General features: G+C 71.6%; 17 protein-coding genes. 2 read left to right on the top strand and 15 right to left on the bottom strand.

Going from position 1 to position 18580, the window contains the following annotated elements; genetic code table 11:
• Positions 1-21: 21 nt before the first annotated feature.
• The 10 genes from aroQ to QWM81_RS25250 form a co-directional block, all read right to left on the bottom strand.
• Positions 22-462, bottom strand: coding sequence for a type II 3-dehydroquinate dehydratase (aroQ, locus tag QWM81_RS25295; protein WP_290114658.1), 441 nt, complete (start codon positions 460-462; stop codon positions 22-24).
• The gene (aroB, locus tag QWM81_RS25290; RefSeq protein ID WP_290114657.1) at positions 459-1553 is read right to left on the bottom strand and encodes a 3-dehydroquinate synthase; all 1095 of its coding nucleotides are present in this window, start codon (positions 1551-1553) and stop codon (positions 459-461) included. Before aroB ends, aroQ begins: the two co-directional genes overlap by 4 nt.
• Positions 1550-2068: a shikimate kinase gene (locus QWM81_RS25285; protein WP_290114656.1), complete on the bottom strand. Its 519-nt coding sequence runs from the start codon at positions 2066-2068 to the stop codon at positions 1550-1552. The genes aroB and QWM81_RS25285 overlap by 4 nt, the downstream gene beginning before the upstream one ends.
• Positions 2065-3249, bottom strand: a complete 1185-nt coding sequence (gene aroC, locus QWM81_RS25280; protein WP_290114655.1) for a chorismate synthase — start codon at positions 3247-3249, stop codon at positions 2065-2067. The genes QWM81_RS25285 and aroC overlap by 4 nt, the downstream gene beginning before the upstream one ends.
• A gap of 137 nt (positions 3250-3386) precedes the next feature.
• A complete protein-coding gene (locus QWM81_RS25275; protein WP_290114654.1) occupies positions 3387-4229 on the bottom strand; it encodes a shikimate dehydrogenase in 843 nt (280 codons plus the stop codon).
• A complete protein-coding gene (mltG, locus tag QWM81_RS25270) occupies positions 4207-5889 on the bottom strand; it encodes an endolytic transglycosylase MltG (protein ID WP_290114653.1) in 1683 nt (560 codons plus the stop codon). Before mltG ends, QWM81_RS25275 begins: the two co-directional genes overlap by 23 nt.
• Before the next feature lie 101 nt (positions 5890-5990).
• Positions 5991-6455, bottom strand: a complete 465-nt coding sequence (ruvX, locus tag QWM81_RS25265) for a Holliday junction resolvase RuvX (protein ID WP_290114652.1) — start codon at positions 6453-6455, stop codon at positions 5991-5993.
• Positions 6455-9124 (bottom strand): alanine--tRNA ligase, encoded by a 2670-nt coding sequence (alaS, locus tag QWM81_RS25260; RefSeq protein WP_290114651.1) that lies wholly within the window; start codon positions 9122-9124, stop codon positions 6455-6457. Before alaS ends, ruvX begins: the two co-directional genes overlap by 1 nt.
• A gap of 34 nt (positions 9125-9158) precedes the next feature.
• Complete coding sequence (locus QWM81_RS25255) at positions 9159-9572, bottom strand: DUF6167 family protein (protein WP_290114650.1); 414 nt, start codon at positions 9570-9572, stop codon at positions 9159-9161.
• Between the two features lie 8 nt (positions 9573-9580).
• Positions 9581-10012, bottom strand: a complete 432-nt coding sequence (locus tag QWM81_RS25250; RefSeq protein WP_290114649.1) for a DUF948 domain-containing protein — start codon at positions 10010-10012, stop codon at positions 9581-9583.
• Positions 10013-10182: 170 nt separating this feature from the next.
• Between QWM81_RS25250 and QWM81_RS25245 the strand changes: the two genes are divergently transcribed.
• A complete protein-coding gene (locus QWM81_RS25245; RefSeq protein ID WP_290114648.1) occupies positions 10183-12333 on the top strand; it encodes an ATP-binding protein in 2151 nt (716 codons plus the stop codon).
• 485 nt (positions 12334-12818) lie between these two features.
• Here QWM81_RS25245 and rpsD read toward each other — a convergent pair whose 3' ends face one another.
• Positions 12819-13433, bottom strand: coding sequence for a 30S ribosomal protein S4 (gene rpsD, locus QWM81_RS25240; protein WP_290114647.1), 615 nt, complete (start codon positions 13431-13433; stop codon positions 12819-12821).
• Between the two features lie 194 nt (positions 13434-13627).
• Between rpsD and QWM81_RS25235 the strand changes: the two genes are divergently transcribed.
• Entirely contained in the window at positions 13628-14341 is a 714-nt protein-coding gene (locus tag QWM81_RS25235) for a DUF2470 domain-containing protein (protein ID WP_290114646.1), read from the top strand.
• Here QWM81_RS25235 and QWM81_RS25230 read toward each other — a convergent pair whose 3' ends face one another.
• The 4 genes from QWM81_RS25230 to QWM81_RS25215 form a co-directional block, all read right to left on the bottom strand.
• Positions 14342-15700: a replication-associated recombination protein A gene (locus QWM81_RS25230; protein ID WP_290114645.1), complete on the bottom strand. Its 1359-nt coding sequence runs from the start codon at positions 15698-15700 to the stop codon at positions 14342-14344.
• A 45-nt stretch (positions 15701-15745) separates the two neighbouring features.
• The gene (locus QWM81_RS25225) at positions 15746-16366 is read right to left on the bottom strand and encodes a vitamin K epoxide reductase family protein (RefSeq protein WP_290114644.1); all 621 of its coding nucleotides are present in this window, start codon (positions 16364-16366) and stop codon (positions 15746-15748) included.
• 102 nt (positions 16367-16468) lie between these two features.
• The gene (gene hisS / locus QWM81_RS25220) at positions 16469-17731 is read right to left on the bottom strand and encodes a histidine--tRNA ligase (protein WP_290114643.1); all 1263 of its coding nucleotides are present in this window, start codon (positions 17729-17731) and stop codon (positions 16469-16471) included.
• A 13-nt stretch (positions 17732-17744) separates the two neighbouring features.
• Positions 17745-18452 (bottom strand): MBL fold metallo-hydrolase, encoded by a 708-nt coding sequence (locus tag QWM81_RS25215; RefSeq protein ID WP_290114642.1) that lies wholly within the window; start codon positions 18450-18452, stop codon positions 17745-17747.
• Positions 18453-18580: the final 128 nt, after the last annotated feature.

Below are 18580 nucleotides of genomic sequence, written 5' to 3'. Positions count from 1 at the left end.
GGGGAGGGTCGAGGTGTCCGGTCAGCCGGTCGGTTCGCCGGCGAGGGCGCGCAGGGCCAGCAGGTACGAGCCGATGCCGAACCCCGCGATGGTGCCGCTGGCGACGGCGGCGATGACCGAGGTGTGGCGGAACTCCTCGCGGGCGTACGGGTTGGAGATGTGCACCTCGATGAGCGGGGCGGTGCGCTGGGCGGCCGCGTCCCTCATCCCGTACGAGTAGTGCGTGAAGGCGCCGGGGTTGATGACGACGGGGATGGAGCCGTCCGCGGCTTCATGGAGCCAGCGGATCATCTCGCCCTCGTCGTTGGTCTCGCGTACGTCGACGTCGAAGCCGAGCTCCTTGCCGAGGCTCTGGCAGGCGTCCACCAGTCCGGCGTAGGAGGTGGCCCCGTAGACGTCCGGCTCGCGCGAGCCCAGCCGGCCGAGGTTCGGGCCGTTGAGGACGAGCACGCGCCGGGTCACGCCGAGACCTCCCCGTACGCCGCGACCAGCACCGCCGGGTCGGGGCCCTCCAGGACGGTCGGCTTGGCCAGGCCGTCGAGGACGATGAAGCGCAGCAGGTCGCCGCGGGACTTCTTGTCGACCTTCATGGTCTGAAGGAGCTTGGGCCACTGGTCGCCCCGGTAGGTCAGCGGCAGACCCACGGACTCCAGGACGGTGCGGTGCCGGTCGGCGGTGGCGTCGTCCAACCGCCCGGCCAGACGGCCCAGTTCGGCGGCGAAGACCATGCCGACGGAGACGGCCGCGCCGTGACGCCACTTGTAGCGCTCGTTCTTCTCGATGGCGTGGGCGAGCGTGTGGCCGTAGTTGAGGATCTCGCGCAGGCCGGATTCCTTCAGGTCGGACGAGACGACGTCGGCCTTGACGCGGATGGAGCGTTCGATCAGCTCGGCGGTGTGCGGGCCGGTGGGGGTGCGTGCGGCGGCCGGGTCGGCTTCGATCAGGTCGAGGATCACCGGGTCGGCGATGAAGCCCGCCTTGATGATCTCGGCCAGGCCGCTGACGTAGTCGTTGACCGGCAGCGAATCGAGCGCGGCGAGGTCGCACAGGACGCCGGCGGGCGGGTGGAAGGCGCCGACGAGGTTCTTGCCCTCGGCGGTGTTGATGCCGGTCTTGCCGCCCACGGCCGCGTCGACCATCGCCAGGACGGTGGTGGGGACCGCGATCCAGCGCACACCGCGCAGCCAGGTCGCCGCGACGAACCCGGCGAGGTCGGTGGTGGCGCCGCCGCCCACGCCGACGAGGACGTCGGTGCGGGTGAAGCCGGTCTGGCCGAGCGCCTTCCAGCAGTACGCGGCGACCTCGGCGGTCTTGGCCTCCTCGGCGTTCGGCACCTGGATGGCGACCGCCTCGTACCCCTGCTCGGCGAGGTCGGCGCGCAGCGCCTCGCCGGTGTCGGCGAGCGCCTCGGGGTGGATGACGGCGACACGCTTGGCCCGGTCGCCGATGAGGCCGGGCAGCTCGGCGAGCAGCTGCCGGCCGACCAGCACCTCGTACGGGTCGGTGCCGGCCGTGCCGCCGACCTGGATACGGGTCACTGCCTGGTCAGTCATGCGTCCTTCAGCTCCAGTGCGTCGAGGACCGCCTGGGCGACCTCTTCGGGGGTCCGGTCGTCGGTGGCGACGACGGCCCGGGCGACTTGGGTGTACAGGGGGCGGCGGGCGTCCATCAGCTCCCGCCACTGGCGGCGCGGGTTGACCGCGAGCAGCGGGCGGGCGGTGTTCAGGCCGACGCGCCGCACCGCTTCCTCGACGTCCATCGCCAGGTAGACGACCGGCAGCGAGGCGAGCAGCTCGCGGGTGCCGGCGTCCAGGACGGCGCCGCCGCCGAGGGCGAGGACGCCCGTGTGCTCGGCGACGGCGGCCCTGACGGCCTCGCGCTCCAGGGCACGGAAGTGCTCTTCGCCGTCTTCGATGAAGATGTCGGAGATCTCGCGGCCCTCGGCGGCGACGATGTCGGCGTCGGTGTCCCGGTAGGCCACGCCGAGCCGCTCGGCGAGCAGCGCGCCCACGGTGGACTTGCCGGAGCCCATCGGTCCGACCAGGACGATCAGCGGGCCGGTGCTCACCGGATCTGGAGGTTGTCGAGGTAGGCGCGGACGTTGCGGCGGGTCTCGGTGACGCTGTCGCCGCCGAACTTCTCCGCGACCGCGTCCGCGAGGACCAGGGCCACCATCGCCTCGGCGACGATCCCGGCGGCCGGGACGGCGCACACGTCGGAGCGCTGGTGGTGGGCGGCGGCGGCCTCGCCGGTGACGACGTCGACGGTCTTCAGTGCCCGCGGCACGGTCGCGATCGGCTTCATCGCGGCCCGTACGCGCAGCAGCTCGCCGGTCGTCAGACCGCCCTCGGTGCCGCCGGAGCGGCCGGAGGTGCGCTTGATGCCCTCGTCGGTGGCGACGATCTCGTCGTGCGCCTGGGAGCCGGGCACGCGCGCCAGGTCGAAGCCGTCGCCGACCTCGACGCCCTTGATGGCCTGGATGCCCATCAGCGCGGCGGCCAGCCGGGCGTCCAGGCGCCGGTCCCAGTGGACGTGCGAGCCGAGGCCGACGGGCACGCCGTACGCCAGGACCTCGACCACGCCGCCGAGGGTGTCGCCGTCCTTGTGGGCCTGGTCGATCTCGGCGACCATCGCCTTCGACGCGTCCGCGTCCAGGCAGCGCACCGGGTCGGCGTCCAGCTTCTCGACGTCGGCCGGGGTCGGGTACACCCCGTACGGGGCCTTCGCGGCGGCCAGCTCCACGACGTGGCTGACGATCTCGATGCCGGCCGTCTCCTTGAGGTACGAGCGGGCGACGGCGCCCAGCGCGACGCGGGCCGCGGTCTCCCGGGCGCTGGCGCGCTCCAGGACCGGGCGGGCCTCGTCGAACCCGTACTTCTGCATGCCCGCGAGGTCCGCGTGGCCGGGCCGGGGCCGGGTCAGGGGGGCGTTACGGGCCAGTTCGGCGAGCTCGGCCGGGTCGACCGGGTCGGCCGCCATGACCTTCTCCCACTTGGGCCACTCGGTGTTGCCGACCATCACGGCCACCGGCGAGCCCATGGTCAGCCCGTGGCGGACGCCGCCGAGGAAGGTGACCTCGTCGCGCTCGAACTTCATCCGCGCGCCGCGCCCATAGCCGAGGCGCCGCCGGGCGAGGTGGTCCGCCACCATCTCCGTGGTGATCGGTACGCCGGCGGGAAGGCCCTCCAGCGTCGCCACCAGTGCGGGGCCGTGCGACTCCCCCGCGGTCAGCCAGCGCAACCTGCTCAACGGTGCTCCTCATGCTCGCGCCTCGACTGCGACGGCGCGACCGGGTGCGCGGCCCTGGCCCGCCTCACCACCGATCCTCCCACGTCCGGGCCCGTATCCGAGCGCCGGTCCAGTACGCGGACGGCATCGCGGGGGCCTCAGCGGCCGGCGAGTGCCCTCTCCCCCGCCGCCCGCATGGCGGCCAGCGGCGCGGGAGTGCGGCCGGTCATCTGCTCGACCTGGAGCACTGCCTGGTGGACGAGCAGGTCGAGGCCGCCCACCACGGCGCCGCCGCGCGCCGACCAGGCGGCGGCGAGGTCGGTGGGCCAGGGGTCGTAGAGCACGTCGAAGAGGGTGCCGGGCCGGTCGGGGACGGCGGCGGCGAGCGCGTCGGTCGTGCCGGCGGGCGTCGTGGCGATCACCAGGGGTGCCCGCAGCGCCTCGGGCGCATCCGCCCAGGGGGCCGTGCGGACCGGCACGCCGAGCCGTTCGCCCCAGCCGCGCATCTCGTCGGCGCGGGCCTCGCTGCGTACGTACGCGGTCACCGGCCCCGTACAGATCCGGGACAGCGCGGCGAGCGCGGAGGAGGCGGTGGCGCCCGCGCCGAGGACGGCGGCGCACTCGACCTTCTCCACGCCCCGCTCCCGCAGGGCCGCGATCATGCCGGGGATGTCGGTGTTGTCGCCGACGCGGCGGCCGTCGCCGGTGAGGACGACCGTGTTGACGGCCTCGACGCAGGAGGCCGTCCCGGTGATCTCGTCGAGCAGCGGGATGACGGCCCGCTTGAGGGGCATGGTCAGCGACAGCCCGGCCCACGACTCGTCCAGCCGCTTGAAGAACCCGGGCAGCGCGGCCTCGTCCACCTCGTACCGGTCGTACGTCCAGTGCGCGAGGCCGAGCTCCGCGTAGGCGGCCCGGTGCAGCACCGGGGAGAGGGAGTGGGCGATGGGCGACCCGAGGACGGCAGCCCTCCGGACGTCAGTCGCTGCCCTGGTTGTCATTGAACTTGTCCTTCAGCTTCAGGAATTCCTCGTGCGTCTTGGCGAATTCCGTCTTGTCCATGCCGTCCGTGGCGACGAAGTACATCCAGCCGTCCGTCGTCGGATTCAGGGCGGCTTTCAGGGCTTCCAGTCCGGGATTGCCGATGGGTCCGGGGGTCAGGCCCTTCCGGGTGTACGTGTTGTACGGGTCCCGGTTGCTGTTGATCTCGGATTCACTGATCTCGATTTCGCTCTGGCCCATGAGGTAGTTGAAGGCCGAGTCGAACTGGAGCAGCTGGTTCGTCTCCGTGTTGGTGGGCTTGAGGCGGTTGTAGACGACCTCGCCCATCTTGCGGAAGTCGTCATGGGTCTTGCCTTCCGCGTTCACCAGGCTGGCCACGGTGAGGAGCTCCCAAGGCCCCTCCAGGTCGAGGGACTTGGCCTTGCCCTCCAGGTCGAGCTTGCGGTACTCCGTGTTCGCGCGGGCGACCATGTCCTTGAGGATGTCTTCCGGCTTCGCTTTCTTGGACAGCGGATACGTGGCCGGGAAGAGGAAGCCTTCGAGCGGGTCCTTGACATCGGGGTGGCCGGTCGCCCAGGCCGGCAGACCGAGATTCTTGGCGTTGGCCTTGGCGACCGCCTCGGTGGCGCCGGGCTTCAGCTTCAGCTTCTTGTCGATCTGCGCGTAGACGTAGGCGTTCCGCTTGCCCTCGGGAATGGTGAGGTTGTTGCGGCTGGCCGGGTTCAGCATGGCTTTGACGGCATTGGCGGCCGACATTCCCTTGCTGAGGAGGTAGACGCCGTCCTGAATGGATTTGCCGTTCGGGTTCTCCTGGAGCGCCGAGAGGAACGCTCCCTGGCTCTTGACCACACCGGCCTGGGTGAGGATGGAGCCGATCTCGCCGCCACCGGCTCCCCTGGGGATCCGTACCTCTGTCGTCTCGCCGGTGCCCGCGCCCTCGTAGTCGGGGGCCTCGCCGAACTGGCCCTGCCAGAACTGGTAGCCGAAGTAGGCGACGCCGCCCGCGCCGCCCGCGAGGACCAGGGCGACGACCAGGCAGGCGAGGCCGTTGCGGCTCTTGCGCTTCTTCTGCTGCTTGCCGCCCCGGCGGCCCTGGCCGCCGCCGCGCCTCGATGTGGCCGGCTCATCGTCGTAGCCGTCGTCCCCGTCGCCGTCCCCGTCCGTGGCGCCGTCCGAGAAGAACGGGTGGTTCTCCTGCTCCGGCTCCGGTTCGTGGCGCACCGGCTCCGGCTCGGGCTCGGGCTCGGGCCGCCGCTGGCCCGGGGGCTGCGGCGGCGGGTACGCCTCGGGGGTGCCGTACAGGTCGGGGGCGTGCGGGCCGTACGGGTCGGCCGGGGCGGGCGCGCCGTAGGGCATCGCCGTCTGCTGGCCGGTGTCCCAGCCGCCGGTGTCGTACGGCTGCCGGGCGTAGTGCTGGGCGTACGCCTGCTGGGCCTGGTACTCCTGCGCGGCCTGGTGATCATGCGGGGCGTGGTACTGCTGGTCGCCGTACCCCTGCTGCGGCTGCTGCTGGTACGGGTCCTGCTGGGCCTCGTACTGCTGTGGCTGCTGCTGCGTCTGCTGGTAGTAGGCCTGCTGACCTTCCCACCCCTGGTCCCCGTATGCCGGGTCCTCGGGGTGCCACGGTTGGGAGCCGGGGCTCCGGCCATACTCAGTCATCGATCCCCAAACAGCCGCGAGGCGTCCGGACGATCCGCCTCTACGTAGTGCGGCGGCTGTTCGAACACCGCCGCATCGCGCGGAACGTTACCGTATCGCGATCAGATGACCACTTCGACGCTCTCTCCGGGCGGATTACCCGATACCCGTTCGGACTCAAGAGCGTTCTGAAGGATGATCACAGCGGCTGCCTGATCGATGACAGACCTGCCCTTTTTGGACTTCACACCCGAGGCGCGCAGCCCCTGAGTGGCCGTCACTGTGGTCATCCTCTCGTCCACGAGCCGTACGGGGACGGGGGCGACCGAACGGGCGAGCTCCTGGACGAAGGCGCGGACCTTGGCCGCGGCCGGGCCCTCGCCCCCGCTGAGGGAGCGAGGCAGCCCGACCACGATCTCGATCGGTTCGTACTCCTGCGCGATCTGCTGCAACCGCCGGTGGGCGGCCGGGACATCACGCCCCGGCACGGTCTCCACCGGCGTGGCGAGGACCCCGTCGGGGTCGCACGAGGCGACCCCGATCCGGGCGTCCCCGACGTCGATCGCGAGCCGGCGGCCGCGTCTCATCAGGCGGTGTCCGCGACGAGCCGCTCGACGGCGTCGATGGCGTCGCCGATGGCGGCGGGGTTCTGGCCGCCGCCCTGGGCGACGTCCGGCTTGCCGCCACCGCCGCCGCCGAGGGTCTTGGCGGCCGTACGGACCAGCTCGCCCGCCTTGAGGCCGCGCTCGCGGGCGGCCTCGTTGGTGGCGATGACCGTCAGCGGACGCCCGTTCGCCGTGGAGAACAGGGCGACGACGGCCGGGCGGTCACCCGGGATGCGGCCGCGCACGTCGAGGACCAGCTTGCGCAGGTCGTCGGCGGAGGTGCCGTCCGGGACCTGGCCGGTCACCAGCGCCACACCGCGTACGTCCTTGGCGCCCTGGGCGAGCCCGGCGGCGGCGGCGAGGACCTTCTCGGCGCGGAACTTCTCGATCTCCTTCTCGGCGTCCTTCAGCTTGCCGAGCATGGCGGAGATCTTCTCCGGCAGCTCCTCGGGGCGGCCCTTGACCAGCTCCTGGAGCTGGGCGACGACCGTGTGCTCCCTGGCGAGGAAGTTGTAGGCGTCGACGCCGACGAGGGCCTCGATACGGCGCACGCCACTGCCGATCGACGACTCGCCGAGCAGCTTCACCAGACCCAGCTGCGCGGTGTTGTGCACATGCGTACCGCCGCACAGCTCCTTGGAGAAGTCGCCGATGGTGACGACGCGGACCCGCTCGCCGTACTTCTCGCCGAACTCGGCGATGGCGCCCTGCTTCTTGGCCTCATCAATGCTCATGATCTCGGCCTGGACGTCGAGCTCCCGGGCGAGGACCTCGTTGATCTTCTGTTCGACGTCGGTGAGGACCGTGCCGGGCACGGCGGACGGCGAGCCGAAGTCGAAGCGGAAGCGGCCCGGGGCGTTCTCCGAACCGGCCTGGGCGGCCGTCGGGCCGAGGGCGTCGCGCAGCGCCTGGTGCGTGAGGTGCGTGGCGCTGTGGGCGCGGGCGATGGCACGGCGGCGCTTGACGTCGATGGCGGCGTAGGCGGAGGCGCCCACGGTGACCTCGCCGACCTGCACGGAGCCCTTGTGCACGGAGACGCCCGGAACCGGCTGCTGGACGTCACGGACCTGGATGACGGCACCGGAGTCGAGCCTGATGCGCCCGGTGTCGGCCTGCTGGCCGCCGCCCTCGGCGTAGAAGGGGGTGCGGTCGAGGACGACCTCGACCTCATCGCCCTCGGTGGCGGCCGGGGAGGGCACACCGTTGACGAGCAGGCCGACGACGGTCGACTCGCCCTCGGTGCTGACGTATCCAGTGAACTCGGTGGAACCGGCGGTGTCGGCGATCTCGCGGTACGCGGAGACGTCGGCGTGGCCGGTCTTCTTGGCCTTGGCGTCGGCCTTGGCGCGCTCCCGCTGCTCCTTCATCAGGCGGCGGAAGCCGTCCTCGTCCACGGTCAGGCCCTGCTCGGCGGCCATCTCCAGGGTGAGGTCGATCGGGAAGCCCCAGGTGTCGTGGAGCAGGAACGCCTTCTCGCCCGGCAGGACGGTGGAGCCGGCGGCCTTGGTCTCGCTGACGGCGGTGTCGAGGATGTTGGTGCCGCCCTTGAGGGCCTTGAGGAAGGCGGCCTCCTCGGCGAGGGCGACGGTCTCGATCCGCTTGCGGTCGGTGACGAGCTCCGGGTACTGCTGGCCCATCGTGTTGATCACGACGTCGACCAGGTCCTTGACGACCGGGCCGGTGGCCCCGAGGAGGCGCATGTTGCGGATGGCGCGGCGCATGATGCGGCGCAGCACATAGCCTCGGCCCTCGTTGCCGGGGGTGACGCCGTCGCCGATGAGCATGACCGACGTACGGATGTGGTCGGTGACGACCCGCAGGGCGACGTCGGAGCTGTGCTCGGCGCCGTAGCGCACGCCGGTGAGCTCGGTGGCCTTGTCGATGACGGCCATCGAGGTGTCGATCTCGTACATGTTCTGCACGCCCTGAAGGATCATGGCGAGTCGTTCCAGGCCGAGACCGGTGTCGATGTTCTTCGACGGCAGTTCGCCGAGGATCGGGAAGTCCTCCTTCCCGTCGCCGGGGCCCCGCTCGTACTGCATGAAGACCAGGTTCCAAATCTCCACGTACCGCTCGTCGTTGACGGCCGGGCCGCCCTCGACGCCGAACTCCGGGCCGCGGTCGTAGTTGATCTCCGAGCAGGGGCCGCAGGGGCCGGGGACGCCCATGGACCAGAAGTTGTCCTTCTTGCCCAGGCGCTGGATGCGCTCGGCGGGGACGCCGATCTTGTCGCGCCAGATCTGCTCGGCCTCGTCGTCGTCGAGGTAGACCGTGATCCACAGGCGCTCGGGGTCCAGGCCGTAGCCACCCTTGTCCTGGGGCGTGGTGAGCAGCTCCCAGGCGTAGGAGATGGCACCTTCCTTGAAGTAGTCCCCGAAGGAGAAGTTGCCGCACATCTGGAAGAACGTGCCGTGGCGGGTCGTCTTGCCGACCTCTTCGATGTCGGGCGTACGCACGCACTTCTGCACGCTGGTGGCGCGCGGGGCAGGCGGCTTGGTCTCGCCGAGGAAGTACGGCTTGAAGGGCACCATGCCCGCGTTGACCAGCAGCAGAGTCGGGTCGTCCGCGATGAGCGACGCCGAAGGGACGACGGTGTGCCCGCGCTCCTCGAAGAAGCTCAGCCAGCGGCGGCGGATTTCAGCCGACTCCATCAGTGGTCCTCATTCCGGTTGTACGAGTGGTTGGTTACGGGTGGTTGGGTTTCGGACGGTCCGGGTCGGGGCGGTCCTGGTCCGGGCGACCGGGTTCCGGACGGGCCGGGTCCGGGCGCGCCGCCGGGTCCGGGCGGCCGGGGCTCGGGCGGTGCGGGTACGGGTCCTCGGCGCGGCCGAGCGCGGCGGCGCGGCGCGGTGCCGGCAGCGCGGGATCGGCGGGGGCGCCGAGGCCCAGTGCCTCACCCAACTCCGCTTCGCGCTGGACCATTCCCGCCCGGACGTCCAGGGCGAAGTCCTTGAGCCGGTGACCGGCCTCGATCGCCTTGTCGGCGGCCTGGGCGGCGAGGCTCTCGGGGGTCAGCTGCTTGAGCTTGCGATTGACCTTGGTGGTGGCCCACACACCGGCTGCGGCGCCCGCGGTGAACCAGAACGTACGGCGGAACATCCCTTGCCTCAGCCCTTCCGCTTCCAGCCCCTGGCCCTCGGCACCGTACGGCCGACGATCACCGTACGCCGGGTCCGCTCGGCCGGCCTGTCGTCCTTGTTCCGGCTCATCGCCCGGCGCACGCCGTAGCCGAACGCCGCGACCTTGACCAGCGGCCCCCCGAAGGTGGAGGCGACCGTCGTGGAGAGCGCGGAGGCGTTGGACGTGACCTCCTGGACGTCCGACGCGATGGCGTCCACCCGGTCGAGCTGAGTCTGCGCCGACCGCACCGTCGCGGAGGCGTCGGCCAGCAACGGGACGGCCTGCTCGGTCACCTCTGCCACGAGTCGGGTGGTCGCCCTGAGCGTCTGGGCCAGCCTCACCAGCACCACGGCCAGGAAGGAGACCAGGATCGCCCAGAAGACGGCCACCAGAATCCCGGCAACCTCTCCACCGGTCACTGCGCACCGCTCTCTGCTCGTCGGATCCGGCTCGTAGAAAACTCTAGAAAGTCGTCCTCCGAGCCTATCGCGCCCGCACTCGCTCCCCGTACCGCATTAAGGGCGCCCGGAGCCGGAGTTGTGCGGTCGGATTGTACGGAGTGCTGCGGTGTGGGTACGCTCCGTGTCCCATGCGACGGAGCAATCTCCCGGCGGAGCTGAACCGGTTCGTGGGGCGTGAGGGCGAACTGGACCATCTGACGCGGCTGCTGGCCGAGTTCCGGCTCGTCACGGTGGTGGGCGTGGGCGGCGTCGGCAAGACCCGGCTGGTGACGCGGGCGGCGGCCATGGCGGAGGCGTCGGAGGCGTCGGAGGCGTCGGAGGCGTCGGAGGCGTCGGAGGCGTCGGAGAAACGCTACTGCGACGGCGTCCGGCTGGCCGAGCTCGCTCCGCTGCGGGACGCCCGGCTGCTGGAGCACGCCGTGCTGGAGGCCCTGGGCCTGACCGACCACACCAGCAGACCGCCGCGCGAGGTGCTGGTCGAGCACCTCACCGACCGGCGGCTGCTGCTCGTCCTGGACGGCTTCGAACACCTCGTGGACGAGTGCGCCGCGCTCGTACGGGAGTTGCTGCGCCGCTCCCCGGGGCTGACCGTGCTGGCCGCCGGGCGCCGCCCGCTGCGGCTCGACGGCGAGGCGGTCCTCTCGCTCACGCCGATGTCCGACGAGGACGCCGTGCGGCTGTTCACCGAGCGGGCGGAGGCGGTCCTGCCCGGCTTCCGGGCCCAGGAATCCGCGGCCGTACGGGAGCTGTGCCGGCGCCTGGACGGGATTCCGCTGGCGCTGGAACTGGCGGCGGGCCGGCTGCCCGTGCTCAGCGTGGAGCAGATGCTGCACCGCCTCGACGACCGCTTCCGGCTGCTGGCGCACGGGGTGCGCGGTGCGCTGCCCCGGCACCGGACGCTGCGGACGGCCATCGGCTGGAGCCATGAGCTGTGCACGCCCGAGGAGCGGCTGCTGTGGGCGCGGCTGTCGGTCTTCACCGGCCCCTTCGACCTGGAGGCGGTCGAGTACGTGTGCGGCGGCCCGGAGCTGCCGCCCGACCGGGTGCTGGACGTGCTCGGTGAGCTGGTGGCGCAGTCGGTGGTGGGCCGGGAGGAGACCCCCGCGGGCGTGCGGCACCGGATGCTGGACACGGTGCGGGCGTACGGGGCGCAGTGGCTGGCCGAGCTGGGCGATGCGGAGCGGCTGAGGCGGCGCCACCGCGACTGGTACATGGGGCTGGCCACCTGGTGCGAGCTGGAATGGTTCAGCCCGCGACAGGCAGAGGTCGCCGCCTGCGCCGACAGCGCGCTGCCCAATCTGCGGGCCGCGATGGAACTGTGCCTGGAGCACCCCGAGGAGGCGCACCTGGCGCAGCACCTGGCCGGCACGCTCTGGTTCTACTGGGTCGGGTGCGGGCGGCTCGCGGAGGGGCGGCACTGGCTGGACCGGGCGGTGGCGCTGGAGTCGGACCACGACACGGCACGGCTCAAGGCGCTGTGGGTGCTGGGGTACGTGGCGATCCTCCAGGGCGACAACACGGCGGGGGTGGCGGCGCTGCACGAGTGCGGCGAGAACGCGGCCCGTACGGGAAACGCGACGGCGGCCGCGTACACGACCCACCGCATGGGCTGCCTCGCACTGCTGTCGGGCGACATGCCGCGGGCCGAGAAACTGCTCGGCCGGGCGCTGGCCGCGTACCGCGAGTTGGGCGAGCTCAACAGCCAGGTGCTGATGGGGCAGGTCGAGCTGGCGATGGCGAAGGCCTTCCGGGGTGACCTGGAGGCGGCCGTCGCGCTGTGCCAGGAGGTCCGGGAGGTCTGCGAGGAGCGCGGCGAGCGGTGGACGCGGGCGTACGCCCTGTATGTGCTGGCGTACTCGGCCTGGACCCGGGAACGGCACGGGGAGGCCCGGGAGCTGCTGGCCGAGTGCATCGCCATCGACCACACGTTCAATGACCTGGTCGGGCTGGTGCTGGCCATCGAGCTGCTGGCGCTGGTCACGGCGAGCGAGGGCGACCCGGCCGAGGCGGCGGTGCTCCAGGGTGCGGCCGCGCCGATATGGGAGGCGGTCGGGCTGCCGCTGTTCGGCTCCGCGTACTTCAGCGCACCCCGCGCCCTGTGCGAGCGGCGGGCCGGCGAGGAGCTGGGGCCCGAGCGGTTCCGGTCGTACGTGGCGGAGGGCGGCGCGTTGCCGCTGGACGCGGCGGTGGCGCGGGCGCTGTCGGGCCGCCCCCTGGACCGGGTGCCGCCACCGCGCGGCGACCGTGCGTCGACCCGCCGCGGCGGGCGGGCCCGCTGAGCGGGGCGGTGCGGCGCGGTGCAGCGCGCGGCGACCGCGCCTACCCGCCCGGGGCGGGGCATTGCGGCCACCCCGGGTGGGTGGGGGCGGGGCCCCTCCGGGCTCGTCTCCTCGGGGCCGGCGGCCTTGGGTACGTCGAAGGGGAGCCCTTCCGTCGCCGCCAGCCCCTGCGGGGACGACCCTGCACGGCCCCACCCGGGCCCTGATGCCGACTACAGGCCGACACCGGCTGTGGGCTCGGCACGCCGCGGCCGGATGCGGGCCGGTTCGCCGGCTAATCGGTTGTGGGGTTCGGCTCGCCGCTATGGCCCCTTGCGGGCCGACTCACCGAGGGTGGGCACAACCGGGCGCGGTCCGCAGACGGGCAGAGGGTTCGGGGCGAAGCCTCGACAAGGGCAGTGCCCCGGGAACGCGGAAGCCCGCCGGCTCCCCCGGCCCGGAGGGCGGGGAAACGGCGGGCTGGGGACCGCGGTGCTACGCCAGGGTCAGCGGGCGTAGTACTCGACGACCAGCTGCTCGTCGCAGATGACCGGGATTTCCTTGCGGTTCGGCTCGCGGTCGAGACGGAAGGCCAGGGCCTTCAGGTTGACCTGCAGGTAGCGGGGGATCTCGCCGTCGGGGGCGAAGCCACCCTCACGCGCGACCTGGAACAGGGTCTTGTCGCGGCTGCGCTCGCGGACCATCACGACGTCGTCGGGGCGGACGCGGAACGAGGGCTTGTCGACCTTGGAGCCGTTGACCTCGATGTGGCCGTGGACGACCATCTGGCGGGCCTGGTAGATGGTGCGGGCGATGCCCGAACGCAGGACCAGGGCGTCGAGACGGCGCTCCAGCTCGACGACCAGCGCCTCGCCCGTCTTGCCCTCGGCCTTCTTGGCGCGGTCGTAGGCGCGCGCCATCTGGCGCTCGCTGATGTCGTACTGGGCGCGCAGACGCTGCTTCTCGAGCAGACGGACCTTGTAGTCCGAGTTCTGCTTGCGGCCACGGCCGTGCTCACCCGGCGGGTAGGGGCGAGCCTCGAAGTACTTGACGGCCTTCGGCGTCAGCGCGATACCGAGCGCACGGGACTTCTTGACCTTGGGACGCGACTGGTTAGGCACGTTCTCCAGACCTCCGATATAGGTTAGGTTAGGCTTACCTTAATCAAGGAGATCGCATGTCGAGCCCTGGGAACACCACGCGCATCACAGACAGCAGCACAGAGAGCGACGCTCCTGCTTCGCAGAGCATCGATGTGACGGAGGTCCGATCAGCTCATGGTCAGCCGCGTCCCAGCGGGCTTGAAATCGCGCGGATGCCGTCAGCAGCCGAGCGCACACGAACTCTCGTACAGAGTACATGCTCCGCGGTGCTCATCGTGCCGGGGGCGGACGGCGCTCGGCCCGACCAGCTGGTGCCGGACGCCCGCACCGTGGGCACCGACGGCGAGGTGTTCCTGCTGTTCCCCGCCGACTCCCCGCCCGTGCGGGCCGCCACGCACGCGCAGGCCGGGGAACTGGCCGCCGTGCTGGAGATCACGGACGTGGCCCCGGTCGCCGTCCCCAACCGCGTCCGCGGCCGCGCCTGGGTGTCCGGCTGGCTGACCTGCGCCCCCGGCATCGCGGCGCCCGGCCACATGATGCTGCGCCTGGAGGTCGGCGAGCTGTACGTCGACGACCTGTGGGGCGACGGCACGGTCGGTCCGGAGGACTTCGCCCGTGCCTTGCCGGATCCCCTCACCGCGTACGAGACCGAGCTGCTGCAACACCTCGCCGCCACGCACGACGACCACGTCCAGGCCCTGAGCACCCTGCTCGGCCACCGGGCCTCGGACGGGCCCTGCGCCGTGCGCCGCGTGGTGCCGCTCGCGCTGGACCGGTTCGGGCTCCGGGTGCGGTGCCGGGACGCGGCGGGCCGCTGGTTCGACGCGCGCTTCGACTTCCCCGAGCCCGCAGGGAACGTCCACGGGCTGCGCCGCGCCATGCACGCGCTCTTCGAAACGGCCCAGGCGGACCACGGCCAGGGCTGACTACGCGGGGCCCTCGCCGCGCAGCCGCTCGCGGACCTTCTCCACCACGTCCGCGTACCGCGCCTCGGCGCCGTACCGCGTCGGTTCGTAATAGCGCTTGCCGTGGACGGTGTCCGGCGCGTACTGCTGGGCGGCGATACCGCCCGGCACGTCGTGCGGGTACACATACCCCTGGGCGTGGCCCAGCTTGGCCGCGCCCTTGTAGTGCCCGTCGCGCAGATGGGGCGGGACCGGTCCGGCCAGCCCGTTGCGTACGTCGGCCTGGGCGGCGGCTATCGCCCTGGTCGCGGCGTTCGACTTGGGGGCGAGCGCCAGCGCGATGGTGGCGTGGCTGAGGGTCAGGGCCGCCTCGGGGAAGCCGATCATGGCGACCGCCTGGGCGGCGGCGACCGCGGTGGGCAGTGCCGTGGGGTCCGCGAGGCCGATGTCCTCGCTGGCGGAGATCATCAGGCGGCGGGCGATGAAGCGGGGGTCCTCGCCGGCCTCGATCATCCGGGCCAGGTAGTGCAGGGCGGCGTCGACGTCGGAGCCGCGGATCGACTTGATCAACGCGCTCGCCACGTCGTAGTGCTGGTCCCCGTCCCGGTCGTACTTCACGGCCGCCCGGTCGACCGTCTCCTCCAGTGTGGCGAGGGTGATCTCCGGCTCGTTCTTCGCCATGGCCGCGCCCGCGGCCGCTTCCAGCGCGGTCAGCGCCCGGCGGGCGTCGCCGCCCGAGATCCGCAGCAGGTGCGCCTGGGCGTCGTCCGGCAGCGACACCGCGCCGTTCAGCCCGCGCTCGTCGACGAGCGCCCGCTTCAGCAGCCCGCGGATGTCGTCGTCCGTGAGCGGCTCCAGGGTCAGCAGCAGGGAGCGGGAGAGCAGCGGGGAGATCACCGAGAAGTACGGGTTCTCGGTGGTCGCCGCGATGAGGGTCACCCAGCGGTTCTCGACGGCGGGCAGCAGCGAGTCCTGCTGGGCCTTGCTGAAGCGGTGGATCTCGTCCAGGAAGAGGACGGTTTCCTTGCCGAAGCCGCCGGCGGCGCGGCGGGCACCGTCGATGACCGCGCGGACCTCCTTGACGCCCGCGGTGATCGCCGAGAGCTCCACGAAGCGCTTGTTGGTCGCCTTCGAGACGACGTACGCGAGGGTCGTCTTGCCCGTGCCCGGTGGGCCCCACAGGATCACGGACGAGGCACCGGCCGGGCCGCCCGCGCCCTCACCGACCAGCCGGCGCAGCGGAGATCCCGGCTTGAGCAGGTGCTGCTGGCCGACGACTTCGTCGAGGACGCGCGGACGCATCCGTACGGGCAGGGGGCTGCTGGACGGATCCTTCTCCTGGCGTTCTTCGGCGGCGGCGGTAAAGAGGTCGGGCTCCACATCCAGAAGCCTATGTCAGCCCACTGACAGTCCCGGCGCGGCCGCTCAGCCGGTCCAGAAGTCCCACCAGCGGGTGAGGATCAGCATGCCGATGATCCCGATGTGCAGGACCGGCAGCACCCAGGTGAACTCGTCGAGGAAGCCGCGCAGCGCGCGGGGGGCCGGGAGGATGCCGTTGCGTACGTTGTGGGAGGTGACGTACCAGAACATGACGATCGTCGCGGCCCACGCCAGGGAGCACCACAGGCACAGCGAGTTGATCTCGTACAGCGACTCATACATCAGCCACATGCAGAACCCGGTGCCGAAGAGCGTGCCGGCGTTCAGGCCGAGCCAGTACCAGCGGCGGTAGCGGGCGCCGGCCAGCAGCCCCGCCCCGATGGCGATCACCATGCCGTAGGTGACCAGGCCCAGCATCGGGTTGGGGAAGCCGAAGGCCGAGGCCTGCTCGCTCTTCATGATGTTGCCGCACGACACCACCGGGTTCAGGCTGCAGCCCGGCGTGAAGTTCGGGTCCTCCAGCAGCTTGAACTTGTCCAGCGTGATCACCCACGCGGCGAGCAGCCCCGCCGCGCCGGTGACCACCAGCATCCACGCGAACGCCCGGCTGCTGCCGACCGTCCTGCCGTGGTCCGTGGACACCTCGTCAACCGTCGCACTCGTCATGACTCGTCATTTTGCCGCACGGCCGCCCCTGTCCGCCGTTCGGTGGACATAAGGAGGGGAGAGGGGGTGGTGGCCGGCTGTGCCGGCCACCGCACCTCCCGATCAGGCGAGCTTCGAGCGGAGGGTCGTGACGAGCGTGTCGAGCGCGACGGCCTCCTGCTCGCCGGACTCCATGTCCTTGAGCTGGGCCACGCCCTCGGCGAGGTCGCGCTCGCCCAGGACGAGCGCGTAGCGGGCGCCACTGCGGTTGGCGGCCTTCATCGAGGCCTTGAGGCCCTTGCCGCCGTACGCGAAGTCCGTGGCGACCCCCACCCGGCGCAGCTCGGTGACCACGCCGAACAGCCGGCGCCGGGCCTCCTCGCCGATCGGCACGGCGAACACGCTGGTGGTGGCCGGCAGGTCGAGCGTGATGCCCTCCGCCTCCAGGGCCAGCACCGTGCGGTCCACGCCCAGTGCCCAGCCCACCGAGGGCAGGGCCGGGCCGCCGATCATCTCGGACAGGCCGTCGTAGCGGCCGCCGCCGCCCACCGCGGACTGTGAGCCCAGCCCGTCGTGGACGAACTCGAAGGTCGTGCGGGTGTAGTAGTCGAGGCCGCGCACCAGCTTCTCGTCGTCCTCGAAGGCCACGCCCGCCGCCTTCAGCAGCTCGCGCACCTCCTCGTGGTACGCCTTGCACGCGTCGCACAGGTAGTCGCGCAGCAGCGGCGCGCCCACCAGCTGCTTCTGGACCTCGGAGCGCTTGTCGTCGAGGACGCGCAGCGGGTTGATCTCGATGCGGCGGCGGGTGTCCTCGTCGAGGTCCAGGTCGCGCAGGAAGCCCTGGAGTGCCTCGCGGTAGACGGGGCGGCACTCCTTGTCGCCCAGGGAGTTCAGCAGGATGCGGAAGTTCCTGAGACCGAGCGAGCGGTACGCCTGGTCGGCGAGGATGATCAGCTCGGCGTCCAGCGCCGGGTCCTCGGCGCCGATCGCCTCGGCGCCGACCTGCGAGAAGTGGCGGTAGCGGCCCTTCTGCGGGCGCTCGTAGCGGTAGTACGAGCCCGAGTACCAGAGCTTGACGGGGAGGTTGCCCGCCTTGTGGAGGTTGGCCTCCAGCGCGGCGCGCAGCACGGAGGCGGTGCCCTCGGGGCGCAGGGCGAGCTTGTCGCCGCCCTTGGTCTCGAAGGCGTACATCTCCTTGGTGACGATGTCGGTGGACTCGCCCACACCGCGCGCGAACAGCTCGACGTTCTCGAAACCGGGGGTCTCGACGTACCCGTAGCCGGAGTTCTTCAGCGGCGCGGCGATGGCCTCGCGTACCGCCAGGAACGTCGCGGAGTCCGGCGGCAGGAGGTCGTACGTGCCCTTGGGGGCCTGGAAGGTACTCACGGAATTTCTCTCGTCACATTCCTCGTCGGGGAGCGTTCATGCTCCCGGGGCCGGCGGCCACCTCGCGGAGGTACGGGTTGGTGGCGCGCTCACGGCCGATGGTCGTCTGGGGACCGTGTCCGGACAGCACCACGGTGGAGTCGTCGAGCGGCAGGCACACGCGGGCCAGCGATTCGAGCATCTCGTCCATGTCACCGCCCGGCAGGTCGGTGCGTCCGATGGAGCCGGCGAACAGCAGATCACCCGAGAAGAAGACCGGCGGGATGTCCGCCGCCTCGGGCATCGCGAAGGTCACCGACCCCTTGGTATGGCCGGGCGCGTGCGACACGGTCAGCTCCAGGCCCGCCAGGGCCAGCTTGGCCCCGTCGGTGAGCTCGTGGACGTCGTCCGGCTCCCCCACGGTCAGCTCGCCCATGAGCGGCATGCCGATGGAGCGGCCGAGGGCCTTCTCCGGGTCGCTCATCATGTACCGGTCGGCGGGGTGGATCCACGCGGGTACGTCATGGGCGCCGCAGACCGGGACGACGGAGGCGACGTGGTCGAGGTGGCCATGGGTGAGCACGACGGCCACCGGCTTGAGCCGGTGCTTCTTGAGCGTCTCCTCGACCCCCTGGGCGGCCTGGTGCCCGGGGTCGATGATCACGCACTCCTCGCCGGCGGCGGGGGCGACCAGGTAGCAGTTGGTCCCCCAGGCCCCGGCAGGGAACCCGGCAATGAGCACGATCGTCCTTAAAGAGTCGTCCGGCACAGGTCGTCCGGCGGAGAATGCGGCAGTTCAGAGCCTACCGGCGCTGCTCATTCCCCAGCCAACCCGTATACGGTACGGGCACACTCGGCCAGGCCAGGAAC

Origin of the sequence: Streptomyces ficellus (genome assembly GCF_030406405.1) — a bacterium.
Lineage (GTDB): Bacteria > Actinomycetota > Actinomycetes > Streptomycetales > Streptomycetaceae > Streptomyces > Streptomyces ficellus_B.
The sequence above is the reverse complement of the archived record's forward strand: the minus strand, read 5'-3'. Positions and strand labels throughout refer to the sequence as shown.